The organism is Rhodococcus sp. DMU2021, from assembly GCF_019641445.1.
GTDB classification, from domain to species: Bacteria; Actinomycetota; Actinomycetes; order Mycobacteriales; family Mycobacteriaceae; genus Rhodococcus; species Rhodococcus pyridinivorans.
This window is the reverse complement of sequence record NZ_JAIFKB010000001.1, coordinates 531,322-551,985: the sequence shown is the minus strand read 5'-3', so window position 1 is coordinate 551,985 and position 20,664 is coordinate 531,322. Positions and strand designations below refer to the sequence as shown.

The window sequence follows — 20,664 nt, the reverse complement described above, 5'->3', positions numbered from 1 at the left end:
GCTCGGAGCCGGCGACAGCCGGATCAGACGGTGAAGCCGAGTGCGCGCAGCTGCTCGCGTCCGTCGTCGGTGATTTTGTCGGGACCCCACGGCGGCATCCACACCCAGTTGATGCGCAGCTCGTCGCAGAGGCCGCTGCGCACGAGTGCGCCCTTGGCCTGCTCCTCGATGACATCGGTGAGGGGGCACGCCGCCGAGGTGAGCGTCATATCCACGGTCACGGTCTCGTCGACCTCGGAGATCCCGTAGATGAGACCGAGATCGACGACGTTGATGCCGAGCTCGGGGTCGACGACGTCGCGCAGCGCTTCCTCGAGTTCGTCGAGGCGGCCCGGATCCAGCGGCGGGGCCGTGGCCGCGACCAGCGTCGAGGTCTCGTCCGCGCCGGCGTCGGCCGTCGGATTCTCGTCGGTGTTCACGGTGCCCGGTGCGGGTTCGGTCATCAGTTCTGTCCTCCGCTCGAAAGGGTGTGCGCGCCGCCCGCCAGGTCGGCGGGGGCTGCGTCCACGGTCTGCGCGACCGCGTCCTTGAAGGCCATCCAGCCCAACAACGCGCACTTCACGCGCGCCGGGTACTTCGCGACGCCGGCGAACGCGATGCCGTCGCCGATCAGGTCCTCGTCGCCTTCGACAGTGCCGCGACTGCCGACCATCTCGACGAACCCCTCGACGATCTTCAGTGCATCGCCGAGCGGAACGCCGATCACCTGGTCGGTGAGCACGGACGTCGACGCCTGGCTGATCGAGCAGCCCTGCCCGTCGTAGGAGACGTCGGCGACGGTGTCGCCGTCGATGTGCACGCGCAGGGTCACCTCGTCGCCGCAGGTCGGGTTGACGTGGTGCACTTCGGCGCCGAACGGTTCGCGCAGTCCGCGATTGTGCGGGTGCTTGTAGTGGTCCAGGATCACTTCCTGGTACATCTGCTCCATCCGCATCGGATCACGCCTCCCCGAAGAACTTCTGGGCGCGCCGGATCGCCGCGCCGAGTGCCTGCACCTCGTCCGGCGTGTTGTACACGGCGAACGATGCGCGGGCGGTCGCGGCCACCCCGAAGCGGCGGTGCAGCGGCCAGGCGCAGTGGTGTCCGACCCGGATCTCCACGCCCTCGTCGTCGAGGATCTGGCCGAGATCGTGCGCATGGATTCCGTCCACGACGAACGACACCGCCCCGCCCCGCTGTTCGGCGGTCGTGGGTCCGATGATGCGCACGCCGTCGATGCCGCCCAGCTCGGCGAGCGCAGCAGCGGTCAGCTCGTGTTCGTGTGCAGCGACGGCGTCCATCCCGATGTCCTGCAGGTAGCGCACGGCGGCACCGAGGCCGACGGCCTGCGAGACCATGGGCGAACCGGCCTCGAATCGCTGCGGCGGTGCGGCGAAGGTCGTGGCCTCCATCGTCACCGTCTCGATCATCGAGCCACCGGTGATGAACGGCGGCACGTCGGCGAGCAGGTCGCGGCGACCGTAGAGAACGCCGACGCCGGACGGACCGAACATCTTGTGTCCGGAGAAGGCGGCGAAGTCGACTCCGAGGGCGCGGAAGTCGACGGCCATATGCGGCACCGACTGGCACGCGTCGAGCACGACGATCGCGCCGATCTCCTTCGCGCGTCGCACGATCTCCTCGACGGGGGCGACCGCGCCGGTCACGTTCGACTGGTGCGTGAACGCCACGACCTTCACAGCGTCGGTCAGCGTCAGCGAATCGAGATCGATGCGGCCGTCGTCGGTGACGCCGTACCAGCGCAGGGTGGCACCCGTGCGCCGCGCGAGTTCCTGCCAAGGAACGAGATTCGCGTGGTGCTCGAGCTCGGTGACGACGATCTCGTCACCGGGTCCGAGCCGGTGCGGGAACCGGTCGTCGGCGAAGGCGTAGGCGACGAGGTTGAGCGACTCGGTGGCGTTCTTGGTGAACACCACCTCGTCGACGTCGACCCCGACGAACGACGCGATGACAGCGCGGGCGTCCTCGTACGAGTCGGTCGCCTCCTCCGACAACGCATGCGCACCGCGGTGCACGGCCGCGTTCCGCGTCGCCAGGAACTCACGCTCGGCGTCGAGCACCTGCACCGGACGCTGGGAGGTGGCCCCCGAGTCGAGGTAGACCAGGGGTTTGCCGTCGCGCACCGTGCGCGCGAGGATCGGGAAATCCGCCCTGATCCGGGCGATGTCCAAGGTCCGCACCGGCACCGTCATCCGATCACGCTCCTTGCGTTGCTGCCTGGGTGAAACGAACGTAGCCGTTGGTCTCGAGCTCGTCGGCGAGCTCGGGGCCACCGGACTCGACGACGCGGCCACCCACGAAGACGTGCACGAACTGCGGCTTGATGTAGCGCAGGATGCGGGTGTAGTGGGTGATGAGCAGGACGCCGCCGTTCTCGTTCTCCTGGTAGCGGTTCACGCCCTCGGAGACGACGCGCAGCGCGTCCACGTCGAGGCCCGAGTCGGTCTCGTCGAGGATAGCGATCTTCGGCTTCAGCAGACCGAGCTGCAGGATCTCGTGGCGCTTCTTCTCGCCACCGGAGAAGCCCTCGTTGACACTGCGCTCGCCGAAGGCCTGATCGATGTCCAGCTCGGACATCGCCTGCTTGACCTCCTTGACCCAGTGGCGCAGCTTGGGAGCCTCGCCGCGCACGGCGGTCGCGGCGGTGCGGAGGAAGTTCGACATCGACACGCCGGGCACCTCGACCGGGTACTGCATCGCGAGGAACAGGCCGGCGCGGGCGCGCTCGTCGACGCTCATCTCGAGCACGTCCTCACCGTTGAGGGTGATACTGCCCGAGGTGATCTCGTACTTGGGGTGGCCGGCGATCGCGTACGACAGGGTGGACTTTCCGGAGCCGTTGGGGCCCATGATGGCGTGCGTCTCACCCGAGCGGACCGTGAGATCGACGCCCTTGAGAATGTCGATGGGTTCAGCGTTCTCGTCGTTCTGAGCGACGCGGACGTGCAGGTCCTTGATCTCGAGGACGTTCGAAGGTGTGGACATCGAAATGCGTTTCCTTAGTGGAGAGGTATCGGGAGTACGGGGAGACGGCCGTCAGGCGCCGACGGCGGCGAGTTCCGCCTCGATGGCGGCCTCGAGCCGTTCGCGGACCTCGGCGACCGTGATGCGCTCGAGCAGCTCGTGGAAGAAGCCGCGGACGACGAGGCGACGCGCTTCCTCCTCGGGGATACCGCGAGCACGCAGGTAGAACAGCTGCTCGTCGTCGAAGCGGCCGGTCGCCGACGCGTGTCCGGCACCGACGATCTCACCGGTCTCGATCTCGAGGTTCGGCACGGAGTCGGCGCGCGCACCGTCGGTGAGCACCAGGTTGCGGTTGAGCTCGAAGGTGTCGGTGCCCTCGGCCTCGGCGCGGATGAGCACATCGCCGATCCACACGGTGTGCGCGTCGGGCTTGCCGGAGGCCGGATCGCCCTGCAGCGCACCCTTGTACACGACGTTCGACTTGCAGTTCGGCTGCGAGTGGTCGACGAGCAGGCGCTGCTCGAAGTGCTGGCCGGCGTCGGCGAAGTACAGGCCGAGCAGTTCGGCGTCGCCGCCGGGGCCGTCGTACTTGGTGGTCGCCGACACGCGCACGAGATCGCCGCCGAGCGCCACGGTGAAGTGGCGAAGCACGGCATCGCGGCCGACGCGAGCGTGGTGCGCGGCGACGTGTACGGCGTCGTCGGCCCAGTCCTGCACCGCGACGACCTTCAGCTGTGCGCTGTCGCCGAGCACGAACTCGATGTTCTCGGCGTAGGTGCCGCTGCCGCGCTGGTCGATGACGAGCGTGAGGTTGGCGAACGCCTCGAGCCGGATCTGCACGTGACCGTAGGCGACGGCGCCCTCACCCGGTCCCGTGATCGTCACGGTGACGGGCTCGGCGACCTCGACCTCGCGGCCGACGGTGAGGACGGTCGCGGTCTCGAACGACGAGTACGCCTGTGCTGCGATCCGGTCGAACGGCACACCGGCCTGTCCGAGTCGCGCGTCGTCGCGCGCCACGGTCTCGACCTGCACGCCGTCGACCGGGGTGACCTCGACGGTCGCGGTGCCGGTCGCGGGAGCGGTGCCGTCGTGCAGACCGCGCAGGCGGCGCAGCGGGGTGAACCGCCACACCTCGTCGCGACCCGACGGAATCTCGAAGGCGTTCACATCGAAGGACGTGAAGACCTCACCCTTGTTGATTGCCGGCACCCGGTTCTCGGCACGCACGGCATCCTGCACGCCCGTCGCGGTAGCCGGCGTGTTCTTCGCTTCCGCAGTCATTTAGCCGACTGCCCCTTCCATCTGCAGTTCGATCAGGCGGTTGAGTTCGAGGGCGTACTCCATCGGTAGTTCCTTGGCGATGGGCTCGACGAATCCGCGCACCACCATGGCCATGGCCTCGTCCTCGTCGAGTCCGCGACTCATCAGGTAGAACAGCTGGTCGTCGCTCACCTTCGAGACGGTCGCCTCGTGCCCCATCGTGACGTCGTCCTCACGGATGTCGACGTACGGGTAGGTGTCGGAACGGCTGATCTGGTCGACGAGCAGCGCGTCGCACTTGACGGTCGACTTCGAGCCGTGGGCGCCCTTGTTGACCTGCACGAGGCCGCGGTAGGAGGCTCGTCCACCGCCGCGCGCCACCGACTTCGACACGATGGTCGAGGAGGTGTGCGGCGCCAGGTGCAGCATCTTCGCGCCGGTGTCCTGGTGCTGGCCCTCGCCGGCGAAGGCGACGGAGAGCACTTCACCGCGAGCGTGCTCGCCCATCATCCACACGGCCGGGTACTTCATCGTCACCTTGGAACCGATGTTGCCGTCGATCCATTCCATCGAGCCGCCGGCCTCGACCTTGGTGCGCTTGGTCACCAGGTTGTAGACGTTGTTCGACCAGTTCTGGATGGTCGTGTAGCGGCAGTGGCCGCCCTTCTTGACGATGATCTCGACGACCGCGGAGTGCAGCGAGTCGGACTTGTAGATCGGGGCGGTGCAGCCCTCGACGTAGTGCACCGAGGCGCCCTCGTCGACGATGATCAGGGTGCGCTCGAACTGGCCCATGTTCTCCGTGTTGATGCGGAAGTAGGCCTGCAGCGGAATGTCGACGTGCACACCCGGCGGGACGTAGATGAACGAGCCACCCGACCACACCGCGGTGTTCAGGGCGGAGAACTTGTTGTCGCCGGCCGGGATGACCGTGCCGAAGTACTCCTTGAACAGCTCGGGGTGCTCGCGCAGGCCCGAGTCGGTGTCGAGGAAGATCACGCCCTGGCTCTCGAGGTCCTCGCGGATCTGGTGGTAGACCACCTCGGACTCGTACTGGGCGGCGACACCGGCGATGAGGCGCTGCTTCTCCGCCTCCGGGATGCCCAGCCTGTCGTAGGTGTTCTTGATGTCCTCGGGGAGCTCGTCCCAGCTCGCGGCCTGCTTCTCCGTCGAGCGCACGAAGTACTTGATGTTGTCGAAGTCGATTCCGTCGAGGTTCGAGCCCCACACCGGCATCGGCTTCTTGTCGAAGGTGCGCAGCGCCTTGAGGCGGATATCGAGCATCCACTCGGGCTCGTTCTTCTTGGCGGAGATGTCCCGCACGACCTCTTCGGACAGGCCGCGCTGTGCCGTGGCGCCCGCGGTGTCGGGGTCCGCCCAGCCGTATTCGTAGTGGCCGAGAGAATCGATCGTCTCTTCCTGCGTCAGCGGCGCGGTTCCGGACGTCTGATCCGATGCGACGGTCATGCGAGCTCCTTCCGGAGTCTGGTGGGCGTCGGCGCGGGCTGTGCGTCGACGGTCGACGGGTGGGTGGATGTCTTCCTGATGTGCCCTGGTTCGCGGAGCACTCGCGGTGGGATCGTCACGTAGGCGGCTCCGGACGGGGCGCGTCCGCTTTGGAGAGAACGGGCACATGTGTCGTGCAGAAGGCGTCGCCGTTCGCGATCGTCGCGAGGCGTTGCACGTGGGTTCCTAGGATCCGCACGAAGGCCTCCTGCTCCGCCTCGCACAGTTCGGGGAACTGCTCCGCGACGTGCGAGACCGGGCAGTGGTGCTGGCAGATCTGCACGCCGGTGCCGACGCGGCGGGTCGAGGCGGCGAAACCGGAGGCGGTGAACGCCCCGGCGATCTCCTCGGCGACGCTCTCGACGTCGTCGACGTTCTCGTCGGCGGGCGCGATGGTGCCGAGGATCGAGTCCACACGGCGGCGTGCGAAGTCCTCCACGGCAGCGTCGCCGCCGAGTTCGCGGAGGTGCCGCATGGCGGCGGTGGCGAGATCGTCGTAGGAGTGCCCGAGGCGGGCGCGTCCGACGGCGGTGAGCTGGAAGCGGCGGGCGGGGCGGCCACGACCGCGTCCTTGCCTGCGCGGCGGCGCGGCGGCCTGCGCCTCACCGGACTCGATGAGCGCGTCGAGATGGCGTCGCACGCCCGCGGCGCTGAGCCCCAGACGCTCGCCGATCTCCGGCGCGGTGATGGGACCTTCTTCGAGCAGCAACTGCACGACGGCGGCGCGGGTCTGACCCTCCGGGATCTCGCGGCCCGTCGAAGCAGGATTCTTGCGGGTGTCCTCGACGCGCGACGCCGTCGCGGCAGGTGCGTGACCTGCGCGTTCTGCGGTGTCGGTGGTGTCGGACGGGTATTTCACAACACCAGTGTGACGGAATTCGGAAGGACGGTCCACCAAGGGTGCCCTTTGTTACACCTCGTGACGGAGCCGTCGGAGACCACCCTCGTCGTCCCGTTACGCTTCTGACGTGCCGTCGACTCCTCCCCTGTCCGCCCCGCACACGACGTCTCCGTCGCCGGGCCGATCCGGGGTCCGCGAACGGCTGCACGTGTGGATCCGACGCGCTCTGGGCCTCGACGCCCCGGGACCACACGCCGATGTCTCGGTCGTCCTGCACGGCGACGAGATCGAAGGTCGCGGACTCGACGCGATCGAGAACGTCTACCTCCACCGCATCCGGCTGCTCGGCGCCACCGGTGCCGTCCTCATGGCAGTCGGGGCACTCGGCGCCGGCGCCCAGCCGGTCCTGCAGAACCCCGTGCAGGGCGTCCGCGCCCTCGGACTGGCGGCACGCATGCCGAGCGCCGCCCTCACGACGACCATGATCGGCACGGCGCTGGTGATCCTCGCCTGGTTGCTGCTCGGCCGGTTCGCGATCGGCCGGGGCGCACCGGACGGTCCCGTGCGCCGACTGTCCCGGTCGCAGCTCGACCGCACCTTGCTGCTGTGGATCCTTCCGCTGGTCGTCGCTCCGCCGATGTTCAGCAAGGACGTCTACTCGTATCTCGCGCAGAGCGAGATTGCCGCGCGCGGGCTCGATCCCTACGCGATCGGTCCGGCCGGCGCGCTGGGGGTCGACCACGTCCTGACCCGGACGGTGCCGAACATCTGGCGCGACACCTCGGCCCCCTACGGCCCGGCCTTCCTGTGGATCGGCGAGAAGATCACGTACCTCACGGGCGAGAACATCGTGGCCGGCATCTTCGTCCACCGGCTGCTCGCGCTCGTGGGCGTGGCCCTGATCGTGTGGGCGCTGCCGCGGCTCGCCCGCCGGTGCGGCGTCGCGTCGGTGAGCGCGTTGTGGCTCGGTGCCGCGAACCCGCTGTTGCTCTTCCACCTGGTCGCGGGCATCCACAACGAGGCCCTGATGCTCGGGCTCATGCTCGCCGGTGTCGAGCTCGCGCTGCGGGCCGTCCACCCGGACGACGAGGCGGCCTCGCGCCTGCGTCTCACGGGGTGGCTCGCGGCCGGCACCGCGCTGATCGTCCTGTCGTCGATGATCAAGGTGCCCTCGCTGCTCGCGCTCGGATTCGTCGGCATGGCCCTTGCCCGCAAGTGGGGTGGCGGCTTCCGCGCCGTGCTCGCCGCCGCCGCGATCCTCGGCATCGGGACCTGCGTCGTCATCGGCGCTGTGAGCTGGGGCAGCGGCCTGGGCTTCGGCTGGACGAAGACCCTGGGCACCGCCACGGAGGTCCGCAGCTGGATGTCGATCCCGACCCTGCTCGGCATGGGTACCGGCCTCGGCGGCGTGCTGCTCGGTCTCGGCGACCACACGACGGCCGTGCTGTCCATCACGCGCCCCATCGCAGCGCTGGTGGCCGCTTTCGTCACGATGCGCATGCTGCTCGCGGTGCTCATGGGACGGATCCATCCGGTCGGTGCGCTGGGGGTCTCGCTGGGCGCGATCGTGCTGCTCTTCCCGGTCGTGCAACCGTGGTACCTGCTGTGGGCGGTGATCCCGCTCGCGGCCTGGGCGACCCGCCCGGTCTTCCGGATCCCCACCATCGCGTTCTCGTCGGTTGTCGGCATGATCCTCATGCCCAACGGCAGCGAATACCAACCGTTCATCATCGTCCAGGCGTCGATCGCGACCATCGTCGTGGTCGGTCTGATCATCGTCGCCACACGCTCCCGGCTGCCGTGGCGGCTGCAGGAGCGCACACCACCGCGTCCGGCGGAAACCGCGGACGCCTAGGCTGGAACCCTGTGACCCCGAGTTCTCCCGCCGGTGCGGTACCGGCCGTGCGCCTGGACGGCGTCGTCAAGACCTACGGGGGCGTCACCGCCGTGAACGGTCTCGATCTGACCGTCGAACGCGCCCAGGTGCTCGCCCTCCTCGGCCCGAACGGCGCCGGTAAGACCACCACCGTGGAAATGTGCGAGGGGTTCGTCACTCCCGACGTGGGCACAGTCCGCGTCCTGGGGCTCGATCCCGTCGCCGATTCCGACGCCCTCCGCCCCCGGATCGGCGTGATGCTGCAGGGTGGCGGCGCCTATCCCGGTTCGCGGGCCGGTGAGATGCTCGACCTGGTGGCGGCGTACTCGGCGGATCCCCTCGACCCCGACTGGCTGCTCCAGCGTCTCGGGCTCACCGACGCCCGCCGCACCCCCTACCGCCGATTGTCGGGCGGACAACAGCAACGCCTCGCGCTCGCATGCGCGCTGGTGGGGCGCCCCGAACTGGTGTTCCTCGACGAACCGACGGCGGGTCTCGACGCACAGGCCCGGCTGCTCGTCTGGGAACTGATCGACGCGCTGCGCCGCGACGGTGTGAGCGTGCTGCTCACCACCCACCTCATGGACGAGGCGGAAGAGCTCGCCGACGAGATCGTCATCATCGATCACGGGCGGGTGGTCGCCGCAGGGACACCCGACGAGGTCACCCGCGACGGCGCCGAGGGCCAGCTGTGGCTGTCCGCGCCTCCGGGCCTCGACCTGAGTGCCCTGCAGTCCACCCTGGCCGGCACCCACCGGATCCGGGAGGACAATCCCGGGCGGTATCTCGTCGAGGGCACGATCGAACCGTCCGTCGTCGCGGCGGCGGCGACCTGGTGCGCGAATCTGGGCGCACTGGCAACCGAGATCCGGGTGGATCAGCGCAGCCTCGAGGACGTCTTCCTCGAGTTGACCGGTCGGGAGTTGAGAGGGTGAGCGTGACCCACGATCGTCTGGCGAACAACCGGTTTGCGGAAGGGACCTTCACCCCGCGACCGCAGCCGAACTCGCCGTCGAAGATGCTCGCGGCGCAGACCGCCATGGAACTCAAGTTGCTGCTGCGCAACGGCGAGCAACTCCTACTGACCATGTTCATTCCGATCACGCTGCTGATCGGCCTGTCGCTGCTACCGATCGGCGATCTCGGCGACTCGCGGGTCGACAGCGTGCTGCCAGCGGTGATGATGGTGGCCGTGATGTCGACGGCGTTCACCGGTCAGGCGATCGCCGTGGGCTTCGACCGCCGCTACGGCGCCCTCAAGCGGATCGGCGCGACCGCGCTGCCCAAGTGGGGAATCATCGCTGGCAAGAGCGCGGCGGTGGGCATCGTCGTCGTCCTGCAGGCCGTGTTGCTCGGTGCCATCGGGCTGGCCCTGGGCTGGCGCCCCTCCCCCGTCGACCTGCTCATCGGGGCGGTCGTCATCGCCTTGGGCACGGTGATGTTCGCGACGCTGGGGCTGCTGCTCGGTGGAACCCTGCGCGCCGAGATCGTGCTCGCCCTCGCGAACATCGTGTGGTTCGTGCTGTTGGGCATCGGCAGCGTCGTGGTGCTCGGCGACGTGATCCCCGAAGCGGTGGTCCACCTGCTGCGGATCGTGCCGTCGGGGGCGTTGACGCTCGCGCTCGAGAACGCCACCTCGGGTGTGTTCGACTGGTTGTCGATCGTCTCGCTGCTCGTGTGGACGGTGATCGGCGGCACCGCCGCGGCGCGCTGGTTCCGCTTCACCTGAGTCGTGGGCGGCCCGATCGGGCACGACCCAACTACAGCGTGTAGTGGTTCACGCCGTACCATCGAACCGTGTTGTATCGCGGCTACCTGAGCCTTGTCGACCGTCTCCCCCTGCCGTCGCTGCGGACGCAGAAGATCATCGCGTTCCTCACGATTCTCACCCAGGGCGGCATCGCAGTGACCGGCTCGGTCGTCCGCGTCACTGCCTCCGGACTGGGTTGCCCGACCTGGCCGCAGTGCTTCCCCGGGTCGCTGGTCCCGGTGGGTGTGTCGAGCGGGGTGAACACCCTGCACCAGGTGGTCGAGTTCGGCAACCGGCTGCTGACCTTCGTGGTCGTGGCCGTCGCAGCCGCGATCGTCCTGGCCGTCACCCGTGCGCGGCGCCGCAAGGAGGTCATCGCCTGGGCGTGGTTGATGCCGGCAGGCACCGTGCTGCAGGCGATCATCGGCGGCATCACCGTCCTGGCCGGTCTCGCCTGGTGGACGGTCGCGATCCACCTGCTCGCATCGATGCTCATGGTGTGGCTGGCGACAGTGCTCTACGCGAAGGTGAGCGAGCCGGACGACGGCACGGTGGTGCAGGTATTGCCCCAGCCGCTGCGCCGGCTCACCGCCTTGTCGGGTGTCGCGCTCGCCGTGGTCCTCGTGCTCGGCACGATGGTCACCGGCGCCGGCCCGCACGCCGGAGACAAGAGCGTCGACAGACCCGTCCCGCGCCTCGCGCTCGACATCACCAATCTCGTCCACCTGCACGCCGAAGCGCTCATCGGCTATCTCGCGCTGCTGATCGGCCTCACCTTCGCCGTCTACGCGGTCCATGCACCCCGAGCCGTCACGCTGCGTCTGAAGGTCGTCCTGGCCCTGGTGGTCGCACAGGCCGGCATCGGCCTCGTCCAGTTCTGGACGGACGTGCCTGCCGTGCTGGTCGTCTTCCACGTCGCCGGCGCCGGACTGTGCACGGCGGCGACCGCCGCGGTCTGGGCGGCCGGACGGACGCGCACGACCGCACCGGATCGCGAGCCCGTTCCGGCCTGACCGTTCGACGACGCGGCCCCTCCCCGGACTTCCGGGAAGGGGCCGCGTGTCGTCGTACGGATGTCGGGCGGTCAGCGCTCGTTGCGGGCCTTGGGGAACTTCGTCTGACGTGCCACCCAACCGGCCATCTTCGCCCAGTGACCCTTCTGCGGGTTGGCGATGCTGGTGACCTCGCGGTCCCACTCGGAGACGGTGACGTCGGGGATCTCCTCGACGATGGCGCGCGCCGTCGGGAGGTCCTTCGCGACGCGGTCGCCGAGGGTGCCGTCGGCGGCGACCACGGTGATCCGGACGCCGGACAGACCGATCGGCTGCAGCACGGCCTTCCCGGAACCTCCGTGCTCGGCGACGAAGCTGCGGATGGACGAGACGATGTCGGCCGGTGCGGCCACGACCTGTGTTTCGACGCTCATGTCTGCAGAATACTGTGAGCGCTATGCACGCAATCGAAGTGGCACAGCACGGAGGCCCCGACGTCCTCGTCCCCGTCGAACGACCCGACCCCTCGCCCGGACCGGGTGAGCTGCTGGTTCGCACCGACGCGATCGGCGTCAACTTCATCGACACCTACTTCCGCACCGGCCTCTACGGCACGGAGCTGCCGTACATCCCGGGCTCGGAGGGCACGGGCACGGTCGTCGCCCTCGGCGAGGGTGTGCGGGACACGGCGGTAGGCGACCGAGTGTCGTGGTGCGAGGCACCCGGCTCGTACGCCGAACTGGTCCGCGTCCGCGAGCAGGTCGCCGTGCCGGTCCCGGACTCGGTGCCGGCCGAGCAGGCCGCCTCGGTCCTCCTGCAGGGCATGACCGCGCACTACCTGCTGAACTCCGTCCACCCGGCACAGCCCGGCGAGACGGTGCTCGTCCACGCAGGTGCCGGTGGTGTGGGGCTGATCCTGACGCAACTCGCCGTCGCGAAGGGCGTGCGGGTGATCACCACCGTGTCCTCCGACGAGAAGGAGGCCCTGTCGCGGGAGGCCGGCGCCGCGGAGGTGCTGCGCTACGGCGACGACCTCGCCGAGAAGGTGCGCGAGCTCACCGACGGCGAGGGGGTGGCCGCAGCCTACGACGGTGTCGGTGCCGCGACCTTCGAGGCGTCGCTCGCGTCCGTCCGTGTGCGCGGCACGGTCGCGCTGTTCGGTGCCGCGAGCGGACCCGTCCCGCCCTTCGACCTGCAGCGGCTGAACCCGGCGGGTTCGCTGTTCGTCACGCGGCCCACCCTCGTGCACTACACCCGAGACCGCGAGGAGCTGCTGTGGCGGGCGGGCGACGTGCTCGCGGCGCTCGCCGACGGGTCGCTGAAGCTCCGCGTGGGAGCGAGCTATCCCCTCGCCGAGGCCGCCCGCGCCCACGCCGATCTCGAAGGACGCCGGACCACCGGATCGATCGTCCTGATCCCGTGATCTCCGGACCCGGCACGACGAACGCCCCGGCCGCTCGGCCGGGGCGTTCGTCGTGAAGCGTGGATCAGAAGTACGAGCCGATCGTCGGCAGTGCGAGCACGGAGTCGATCGCCAGGCCCAGGCACACCACCGCGAGGTAGTTGTTGGACTGGAGGAACAGCTTGAGCGGCTTGACCGACGCCCCGCCGCGCACACTGTTGAACAGCTGGTGCGCAACGATCAGGAACCAGGCGCCCGCGAGCAGCGCGACGGCCGCGTAGATCACACCGGCGGCCGGGACGATCACCAGCGTCGCGATCACGGTCGCCCAGGTGTAGAGCACGATCTGCTTCGTGACGTGCTGCTCGGTGGCGATGACCGGCAACATCGGCACGCCGGCTGCCTTGTAGTCCTCCTTGTAACGCATCGCGAGCGCCCAGGTGTGCGGCGGCGTCCAGAAGAAGATGACCAGGAACAACACGATGGGTTCCCAGCTCAGCGAACCCGTCACGGCGGCCCAGCCGACCATCACGGGCATACATCCGGCAGCCCCGCCCCAGACCACGTTCTGCCAGGTCCGGCGTTTGAGCACCATCGTGTACACGAGCACGTAGAACGCGATCGTCGCCACGACCAGCAGTCCGGCCAACAGGTTGGCGCGCCACCACAACCACGCGAAGGACGCGATGCCGAGCAGCATGCCGAAGACGAGGGCGTTGCGTGTCGGCACCGTCTGCCGGGCGAGCGGACGCAACGCCGTGCGTTTCATCACCTTGTCGATGTCGGCGTCGACGACGCAGTTGAGCGAGTTGGCGCTCGCCGCACCCATCCAGCCGCCGAACAGGGTGCTCAGGATGAGCACGATGTCGACGTTGCCGCGGTCGGCGAACAGCATCGCGGGAATGGTCGCGACCAGCAGGAGTTCGATGACCCGCGGCTTGGTCAACGCTATGTAGGCGAGGACGGTGCCGGAGATCCGGCCCCACGCGGTGTCGGGGCGCGGGGCGCTCGGCGCTTCGGGGGCGCCGAAGCCGTGTCCTCCCGGCCGTCGCCCTGCCCGCACACTGTCTCCTTGTCCCACGCGGATCCGCACCTTCGTTTCGCCCGTTCACGGTCGCCCGGTTCCGGACGCTCCTCTACTACGAACGATGGTAGACCGGACCGTTGCCCGGACCGAATCGACCCGTTCGGAGCAGCGCATTAGTCTGAAGTAGCGCGCGGGCCGACTTCCACCCGCCGGGACCCCGTACACCCATGTCAGGAGACTTCAAGCTCGTGTCGATCACAGACGAGATCCGCACCCTCACCCAGCCTGCGCATCCTGCCGACTGGACCGACCTGGACACCAAGGCCGTCGACACCGCGCGCGTGCTCGCCGCCGACGCCGTGCAGAAGGTCGGAAACGGGCATCCCGGTACCGCGATGAGCCTCGCTCCCCTCGCGTACACCCTTTTCCAGCGTGTGATGCGCCACGATCCGACCGACCCCGAGTGGGTCGGCCGCGACCGCTTCGTGCTCTCGTGCGGACATTCGAGCCTGACGCTGTACACCCAGCTGTACCTGTCCGGCTACGGACTCGAGCTCGCCGACCTCGAAGCGCTGCGCACGTGGGGTTCGCTCACCCCGGGCCACCCCGAGTACGGCCACACCGCCGGCGTCGAGATGACCACCGGCCCACTGGGTCAGGGTCTGGCCTCCGCCGTGGGCATGGCGATGGCCGCCCGCCGCGAGCGCGGTCTGTTCGATCCCGAGGCGCCCGCCGGCTCGAGCCCGTTCGACCACTACGTCTATGTGATCGCGTCCGACGGCGACATCGAGGAGGGCGTGACCTCCGAGGCGTCCTCGCTCGCCGGTGTCCAGCAGCTCGGCAACCTGATCGTCTTCTACGACGACAACAAGATCTCCATCGAGCACGACACCGCGATCGCTCTCGGTGAGGACGTCTCCAAGCGCTACGAGGCATACGGCTGGCACGTGCAGACCGTCGAGGGCGGCGAGAACGTCACCGCCCTGCTCGAGGCCGTCGAGACCGCGAAGGCGGTCACCGACCGTCCGTCCTTCATCTCCGTCCGCACGATCATCGGCTACCCGGCGCCGACGAAGATGAACAGCGGCGACGCTCACGGTGCCGCGCTCGGCGTCGACGAGGTCGCCGAGATCAAGAAGATCCTCGGCTTCGACCCCGAGAAGAACTTCGACGTCGACCCGGCCGTGATCGAGCACGCCCGGCAGGTCGTGACGCGCGGCACCGAGGCACGCGCCGCATGGCAGGCCGACTTCGACGCGTGGGCCGCCCGCGAGCCGCAGCGCAAGGAACTGTTCGACCGCCTGCACGCCGGTGAGTTCCCGGAGGGCTGGGTCGACGCACTGCCGACCTACGAGCCCACCGAGAGCGGTCCCGCGACCCGCTCGGCGTCCGGCAAGGCCCTCGCCGCGCTCGGACCGGTACTGCCCGAGCTGTGGGGCGGTTCCGCCGACCTCGCCGGCAGCAACAACACGACGATTCCCGGTTCCGACTCCTTCGGTCCCGAGTCGATCTCCACGAAGGACTGGAACGCGCAGCCCTACGGACGCACCCTGCACTTCGGCGTCCGCGAACACGCGATGGGATCGATCCTCAACGGCATCGCCCTGCACGGCCCGACCCGCCCCTACGGCGGCACCTTCCTCGTCTTCTCCGACTACATGCGGCCCGCGGTGCGTCTCGCGGCCCTCATGCAGACCCCGGCGATCTACGTGTGGACGCACGATTCGATCGGTCTCGGTGAGGACGGCCCGACGCACCAGCCGATCGAGCACCTCGCGGCGCTGCGCGCGATCCCGAATCTCGCCGTGATCCGCCCGGCCGACGCCAACGAGACGTCGTTCGCGTGGAAGGCCGCGCTGGAGAACCGCACCGGCCCGACCGCTCTGGCGCTGACCCGTCAGAACGTGCCGGTGCTCGAGGGCACGCGGGAGAAGGCCGCCGAGGGTGTCGCCCGCGGTGCCTACATCCTGGCCGAGGCCTCGTCGGGCACCCCGGAGGTCGTGATCCTCGCGACCGGTTCCGAGGTCCAGCTCGCCGTTGCCGCCCGCGAGACCCTCGAGGCCGACGGTGTGCCCACCCGCGTCGTCTCCGTGCCGGTGCTCGACCGGTTCCTCGAGCAGGACCAGGCCTACCGCGACGAGGTGCTGCCCCCGTCGGTGCGCGCCCGCGTGTCCGTCGAGGCCGGTCTCGCGATGCCGTGGTACCGCCTCATCGGCGACGCCGGTGAGCCGGTCTCGCTCGAGCACTACGGCGCCTCCGCCGATTACAAGACCCTGTACCGCGAGTTCGGCATCACTGCCGAGGCCGTCGTCGACGCCGCGCGTCGCTCGCTGACCCGAGTGAAGGGATGATCCGATGACCCAGCAGACCTCCACGCAGAACGCTGCGCTGGCCGAACTGTCCGCCCAGGGTGTCTCGGTGTGGCTGGACGACCTGTCCCGCGACCTCATCGACTCCGGCAAGCTCGCCGAGCTCGTCGCGACCCGCAGTGTCGTGGGTGTGACGACCAACCCGTCGATCTTCCAAGCCGCCCTGTCGAAGGGCCATGCCTACGACGCGCAGATCCGCGATCTCGCCGCCGCCGGTGCCGACGCCACCGAGGCGATCCGCACCGTCACCACCGACGACGTGCGCGCGGCCTGCGACGTCCTCGCGCCGGTGTTCGAGGCCACGGACGGCCTCGACGGACGGGTGTCGATCGAGGTCGACCCGCGTCTGGCGCACAAGACGGACGAGACCGTCCAGCAGGCCCTCGAGCTGTGGCGCATCGTCGACCGCCCGAACCTGTTCATCAAGATCCCGGCGACGATGGCGGGTCTGCCGGCCATCGCCCGGGTGATCGGTGAGGGTGTCAGCGTCAACGTCACGCTGATCTTCTCGGTCGAGCGCTACGAGCGGGTCATCGAGGCCTACCTCGACGGCCTGACCGCGGCGAAGGCCTCCGGTCACGACCTGTCGAAGATCCGCTCGGTCGCGTCGTTCTTCGTCTCGCGTGTCGACACCGAGATCGACCCGCGCCTCGAGGAGATCGGCACCGACCGGGCGCTGGCTCTGCGTGGCAAGGCCGGTCTCGCCAACGCGCGGCTCGCGTACGGCGCGTACCAGCGCGCGTTCGAGGGCGGGACGCGGTTCGAGCAGCTCGCCGAGGCGGGTGCCGTTCCCCAGCGTGCGTTGTGGGCGTCGACGGGTGTGAAGAACCCCGATTACCCCGACACCCTCTACGTCACCGAGTTGGTCGCGCCGAACACCGTGAACACGATGCCGGAGAAGACCCTCGAGGCCGTCGCCGACCACGGTGAGGTCACGGGCGACACCGTCACCCGCAACATCGCCTCCTCCCAGCAGGTCTTCGACGCGCTGGCATCGGTCGGTGTGGATCTTCCCGACGTCTTCCGCAAGCTCGAGGACGAGGGTGTGGAGAAGTTCGTCGTGGCGTGGAAGGACCTGCTCGCGGCGACGGCGGAACAGCTCGCGGCTCACGCGCCGGGCGCGGAGGGCTGAACGTGCCCGAATCCGGTGCGGCGGAGTGGGTGAATCCGCTCCGGGACAACAGAGATCGCAGACTGCCCCGTATCGCCGGCCCGTGCGCGCTGGTGATCTTCGGCGTGACCGGCGATCTGGCCCGGCGCAAGTTGATGCCCGCCGTCTACGATCTCGCCAACCGCGGCCTCCTGCCGCCCGGATTCGCGCTCGTCGGTTTCGCCCGGAGGGATTGGGCCGACGAGGACTTCGGTCAGGTGGTCCACGACGCGGTGCGTGAGCATTCGCGTACCCCCTTTCGCGAGGAGGTCTGGCAGCGCCTCGCGGAGGGGATCCGCTTCGTGCAGGGCACCTTCGACGACGATGCGGCGTTCGCGGAGCTCGCGACGACCCTCGAGAAGCTCGACCGCGAACGCGGTACGGGTGGCAACCACGCGTTCTACCTGTCGGTTCCCCCGGACGCCTTCCCCGTGGTGTGCGGGCAGCTGTCGCGTTCGGGTCTGGCCGCGGAACGCGGCGGCTCGTGGAGCCGCGTCGTGATCGAGAAGCCGTTCGGGCACGACCTCGAGAGTGCGCGCGAGCTCAATTCGGTTGTCGGTGAGGTGTTCTCCGAGGAATCCGTCTTCCGCATCGATCACTATCTCGGCAAGGAGACGGTCCAGAACATCCTCGCGTTGCGTTTCGCGAACCAGATGTTCGAGCCGGTGTGGAACGCGCACTACGTCGACCACGTGCAGATCACGATGGCCGAGGACATCGGCCTCGGTGGTCGCGCCGGCTACTACGACGGCATCGGCGCGGCCCGCGACGTCATCCAGAACCATCTCCTGCAGCTGCTCGCCTTCACCGCGATGGAGGAACCGGTGAGCTTCGCGGCGTCGGAGCTGCACGCGGAGAAGATCAAGGTGCTGTCGGCGACCCGGCCGGCGGAGCCGTTCGACGAGACCACCGCGCGCGGCCAGTACGCATCCGGCTGGCAGGGCGGCGAGAAGGTCGTCGGACTGCTCGAGGAGAAGGGTTTCGCGGCGGATTCGACCACCGAGACGTACGCGGCCATCACCCTCGAGGTCGACACCCGCCGCTGGGCGGGTGTGCCCTTCTACCTGCGCACCGGCAAGCGCCTCGGCCGCCGCGTCACCGAGATCGCGGTGGTCTTCAAGCGGGCCCCGCACCTGCCGTTCGACAAGACCATGACCGAGGAGCTCGGTCAGAACGCGTTGGTGATCCGCGTGCAGCCCGACGAGGGCATCACGATGCGCTTCGGGTCGAAGGTGCCCGGCTCCGAGATGGAGGTCCGGGACGTGAACATGGACTTCAGTTACGGCCAGGCATTCACGGTCTCCTCCCCCGAGGCCTACGAGCGCCTGATCCTCGACGTGCTCCTCGGCGTCCCGTCACTGTTCCCGGTGGACGAGGAAGTCGAATTGTCCTGGAAGATCCTCGATCCGGTGCTCGAGCACTGGGCGGCGAACGGGCGACCGGAACCCTACGAGTCCGGCACCTGGGGTCCACAATCGGCCGACGAGATGCTGCGGCGTACCGGCCGGGAATGGAGGCGTCCGTGAGGCTCCAGTTGCGCAACACCTCCGCGAATGCCATCAGTCGCAAGCTGGTGGAGCTGCGACGGTCGAGTGGAATGGTCACGCAGGGCCGTGTTCTCACGTTTATCGTGTGCGCCGGCGACGCGCGAGGCCTCGACGCCGCGATCACGGCCGCCACCGAGGCGTCGAAGGAACATCCCTGCCGCGTCATCGTCGTCGGTCGCGGACGACAGGACGGTCCGTCGCGGCTCGACGCGGAGATCCGGGTCGCCGGTGAAGCGGGTGCCTCCGAGGCATTGATCCTCGCCCTGCACGGCGAACTCGGTGAACATCAGGAATCGGTCGTGGTGCCTTTCCTCCTTCCGGACACCCCCGTCGTCGCGTGGTGGCCCAACCAGGCCCCCGCGGTCCCGGCCGAGGACCCGGTGGGTCGTCTCGCCGTCCGCCGCATCACCGACGTGACCAACTCCGACGACCCGCGTGCCGATCTCGCGACCCGCCTGTCCGGTTACCGGCCGGGCGACACGGATCTGGCCTGGGCCCGCATCACCTACTGGCGGGCGCTGCTGGTCTCGGCACTCGATCAGCCGCCCTACGAGCCAGTGCTCTCGGCACGCGTGTCGGGGCTGCGGACCGAACCGGCCGTCGATCTGATCGCGGGGTGGCTCGCGAGCCGTCTCGACTGCCCCGTCGAGCGATCCGTCGGCGAGCTGAGGGTGGAACTGCGCACGGCGTCGCAGACGATCGCCCTGGAACGCCCGCAGGAAGGTCGCGTGGCGACCCTCGAACGCACCCACAAGCCCGATTCGCTGATCAGCCTGGCGCGCCGGAACTCGGCCGAATGTCTCGCCGAGGAACTGCGTCGCCTCGATCCCGACGAAGTCTACGAAGCCGCGTTGTCGGCCCTGCCGAAGGTGGATTATGTCTGACACGGCCCGCACTCCGTCCGAGATCCGGCGTTTCGCCGACGCCGACGAGGTCGCCCGCGCCGCGGCGTCCGCCTTCGTCGATGCCGTCGTCGCCGCGCAGCGCGAGCGGGTGCAGGCCCACGTCGTGCTCACCGGCGGCGGTACCGGTATCGCGATGCTCGAGCACGTGCGTCGCGACCAGGGCGCCATCGACTGGTCGGCGGTGAACGTCTACTTCGGCGACGAGCGTTTCCTGCCGCCCGGCGATCCGGATCGCAACGAGGTGCAGGCCCGTGGGGCTCTGCTCGACCACGTGCCGATCGACCCGGCACGCATCCACACCATGCCGGCGCTCGGCGAGGACGGGTGCAGCACACCGGAGGACTCGGCCCAGCGGTACGCCGAACTCCTCGCGGCGCACTCCCCCGACGGCACCGTGCCGGTCTTCGACGTGCACCTGCTCGGCATGGGCGGTGAGGGACACATCAATTCGCTGTTCCCCCACACCGACGCGGTGCGCGAGTCGGAGCGTTTCGTGGTGGGTGTCGACGACTCCCCGAAGCCGCCGCCGGCCCGGGTGACGCTGACGCTGCCCGCCGTGCAGCGGGCGCGGCAGGTCTGGTTGCTGGTCACCGGTGCCGCCAAGGCGGAGGCCGTCGCGGCGGCCGTGGGCGGTGCCGCACCGGAGGACTTCCCGTCCGCGGGCGCCCACGGCACCGAACGCACCGTGTGGTTCCTCGATCCGGCTGCCGCAGAGCAACTCCCGGCGCAGTGACCGGGCGGAGCGTCGGGAGTCCGACGCCGTGATCGGCGATCCGGCCGTCATGCGCCCGCGCCGTCGAAGTCGGGATCGTCGGCGTCGTCCGTCTCCACACGGCGCCCCTCCGAAGTACCGGCGGTGTCGCCGTCGTCGACACCGGTTCGCACACACCGCATCCGATTCATCGATCGCGGACCTGCCGTCGAGCGCAGTGCGCGCAACGGTGATCGGCCCGGGACACATCGCACCGTTCGTGGGTCCATGCCGGTGAGCTCCTCCCGTCGTGGACCGTTGTCGTCACGGCCCTCTGTCTCGTTCGACGCGCCGGGACGCCCGACGGTTCCACTCGGGACG

At 69.1% G+C, this 20,664-nt stretch carries 19 protein-coding genes; 10 read left to right on the top strand and 9 right to left on the bottom strand.

Features of this window, described 5'->3' with window-relative positions; all coding sequences use genetic code 11:
* Positions 1 to 23 precede the first annotated feature (23 nt).
* The 7 genes from K3M35_RS02610 to K3M35_RS02580 all read right to left on the bottom strand — a co-directional run bounded on the left by K3M35_RS02610 (position 24) and on the right by K3M35_RS02580 (position 6,628).
* Positions 24 to 443 carry a metal-sulfur cluster assembly factor gene (locus tag K3M35_RS02610; RefSeq protein ID WP_006551506.1) on the bottom strand — a complete coding sequence of 140 codons (420 nt, stop codon included), beginning with the start codon at positions 441 to 443 and terminating at the stop codon, positions 24 to 26.
* Positions 443 to 934 carry a Fe-S cluster assembly sulfur transfer protein SufU gene (gene sufU / locus K3M35_RS02605; RefSeq protein WP_026061042.1) on the bottom strand — a complete coding sequence of 164 codons (492 nt, stop codon included), beginning with the start codon at positions 932 to 934 and terminating at the stop codon, positions 443 to 445. Before sufU ends, K3M35_RS02610 begins: the two co-directional genes overlap by 1 nt.
* Positions 935 to 938: 4 nt before the next feature.
* A complete protein-coding gene (locus tag K3M35_RS02600; protein WP_064060314.1) occupies positions 939 to 2,192 on the bottom strand; it encodes a cysteine desulfurase in 1,254 nt (417 codons plus the stop codon).
* Positions 2,193 to 2,196: 4 nt separating this feature from the next.
* The gene (sufC, locus tag K3M35_RS02595) at positions 2,197 to 2,985 is read right to left on the bottom strand and encodes a Fe-S cluster assembly ATPase SufC (protein WP_064060313.1); all 789 of its coding nucleotides are present in this window, start codon (positions 2,983 to 2,985) and stop codon (positions 2,197 to 2,199) included.
* Between the two features lie 51 nt (positions 2,986 to 3,036).
* The gene (gene sufD / locus K3M35_RS02590) at positions 3,037 to 4,248 is read right to left on the bottom strand and encodes a Fe-S cluster assembly protein SufD (protein ID WP_064060312.1); all 1,212 of its coding nucleotides are present in this window, start codon (positions 4,246 to 4,248) and stop codon (positions 3,037 to 3,039) included.
* The gene (sufB, locus tag K3M35_RS02585) at positions 4,249 to 5,694 is read right to left on the bottom strand and encodes a Fe-S cluster assembly protein SufB (protein ID WP_024100815.1); all 1,446 of its coding nucleotides are present in this window, start codon (positions 5,692 to 5,694) and stop codon (positions 4,249 to 4,251) included.
* Between the two features lie 115 nt (positions 5,695 to 5,809).
* The gene (locus tag K3M35_RS02580) at positions 5,810 to 6,628 is read right to left on the bottom strand and encodes a metalloregulator ArsR/SmtB family transcription factor (protein ID WP_064060310.1); all 819 of its coding nucleotides are present in this window, start codon (positions 6,626 to 6,628) and stop codon (positions 5,810 to 5,812) included.
* Positions 6,629 to 6,701: 73 nt separating this feature from the next.
* Between K3M35_RS02580 and mptB the strand changes: the two genes are divergently transcribed.
* The 4 genes from mptB (at position 6,702) to K3M35_RS02560 (ending at position 11,213) form a co-directional block, all read left to right on the top strand.
* Positions 6,702 to 8,429 (top strand): polyprenol phosphomannose-dependent alpha 1,6 mannosyltransferase MptB, encoded by a 1,728-nt coding sequence (gene mptB, locus K3M35_RS02575; protein ID WP_374107748.1) that lies wholly within the window; start codon positions 6,702 to 6,704, stop codon positions 8,427 to 8,429.
* Positions 8,430 to 8,440: 11 nt separating this feature from the next.
* Positions 8,441 to 9,385, top strand: a complete 945-nt coding sequence (locus K3M35_RS02570; RefSeq protein ID WP_220665935.1) for an ABC transporter ATP-binding protein — start codon at positions 8,441 to 8,443, stop codon at positions 9,383 to 9,385.
* On the top strand, positions 9,382 to 10,179 hold the full coding sequence (locus tag K3M35_RS02565; protein ID WP_006551497.1) for an ABC transporter permease: 798 nt from the start codon (positions 9,382 to 9,384) through the stop codon (positions 10,177 to 10,179). The genes K3M35_RS02570 and K3M35_RS02565 overlap by 4 nt, the downstream gene beginning before the upstream one ends.
* A gap of 68 nt (positions 10,180 to 10,247) precedes the next feature.
* A complete protein-coding gene (locus K3M35_RS02560) occupies positions 10,248 to 11,213 on the top strand; it encodes a heme A synthase (RefSeq protein ID WP_024100811.1) in 966 nt (321 codons plus the stop codon).
* Positions 11,214 to 11,284: 71 nt separating this feature from the next.
* Here the strand turns inward: K3M35_RS02560 and K3M35_RS02555 are convergent, their stop codons facing one another.
* Positions 11,285 to 11,626 carry a hypothetical protein gene (locus tag K3M35_RS02555; protein ID WP_006551494.1) on the bottom strand — a complete coding sequence of 114 codons (342 nt, stop codon included), beginning with the start codon at positions 11,624 to 11,626 and terminating at the stop codon, positions 11,285 to 11,287.
* 23 nt (positions 11,627 to 11,649) lie between these two features.
* Here K3M35_RS02555 and K3M35_RS02550 point away from each other — a divergent pair, with 23 nt between their 5' ends.
* Positions 11,650 to 12,615: a quinone oxidoreductase gene (locus tag K3M35_RS02550; RefSeq protein WP_006551493.1), complete on the top strand. Its 966-nt coding sequence runs from the start codon at positions 11,650 to 11,652 to the stop codon at positions 12,613 to 12,615.
* A 64-nt stretch (positions 12,616 to 12,679) separates the two neighbouring features.
* On the opposite strand, the gene K3M35_RS02545 is transcribed toward K3M35_RS02550, so the two are convergent.
* Complete coding sequence (locus K3M35_RS02545; protein WP_006551492.1) at positions 12,680 to 13,657, bottom strand: heme o synthase; 978 nt, start codon at positions 13,655 to 13,657, stop codon at positions 12,680 to 12,682.
* 212 nt (positions 13,658 to 13,869) lie between these two features.
* Between K3M35_RS02545 and tkt the strand changes: the two genes are divergently transcribed.
* Genes tkt through pgl form a run of 5 tightly spaced genes read left to right on the top strand, consistent with a single transcriptional unit; the run spans position 13,870 to position 20,325 of the window.
* The gene (tkt, locus tag K3M35_RS02540) at positions 13,870 to 15,972 is read left to right on the top strand and encodes a transketolase (protein WP_039587395.1); all 2,103 of its coding nucleotides are present in this window, start codon (positions 13,870 to 13,872) and stop codon (positions 15,970 to 15,972) included.
* A gap of 4 nt (positions 15,973 to 15,976) precedes the next feature.
* Positions 15,977 to 17,122: a transaldolase gene (tal, locus tag K3M35_RS02535; RefSeq protein WP_006551490.1), complete on the top strand. Its 1,146-nt coding sequence runs from the start codon at positions 15,977 to 15,979 to the stop codon at positions 17,120 to 17,122.
* Positions 17,123 to 17,124: 2 nt separating this feature from the next.
* The gene (zwf, locus tag K3M35_RS02530) at positions 17,125 to 18,666 is read left to right on the top strand and encodes a glucose-6-phosphate dehydrogenase (RefSeq protein WP_006551489.1); all 1,542 of its coding nucleotides are present in this window, start codon (positions 17,125 to 17,127) and stop codon (positions 18,664 to 18,666) included.
* On the top strand, positions 18,663 to 19,571 hold the full coding sequence (opcA, locus tag K3M35_RS02525; protein ID WP_024100808.1) for a glucose-6-phosphate dehydrogenase assembly protein OpcA: 909 nt from the start codon (positions 18,663 to 18,665) through the stop codon (positions 19,569 to 19,571). The genes zwf and opcA overlap by 4 nt, the downstream gene beginning before the upstream one ends.
* Complete coding sequence (gene pgl, locus K3M35_RS02520) at positions 19,564 to 20,325, top strand: 6-phosphogluconolactonase (protein ID WP_019289290.1); 762 nt, start codon at positions 19,564 to 19,566, stop codon at positions 20,323 to 20,325. Before opcA ends, pgl begins: the two co-directional genes overlap by 8 nt.
* The last annotated feature ends 339 nt before the right edge of the window (positions 20,326 to 20,664 follow it).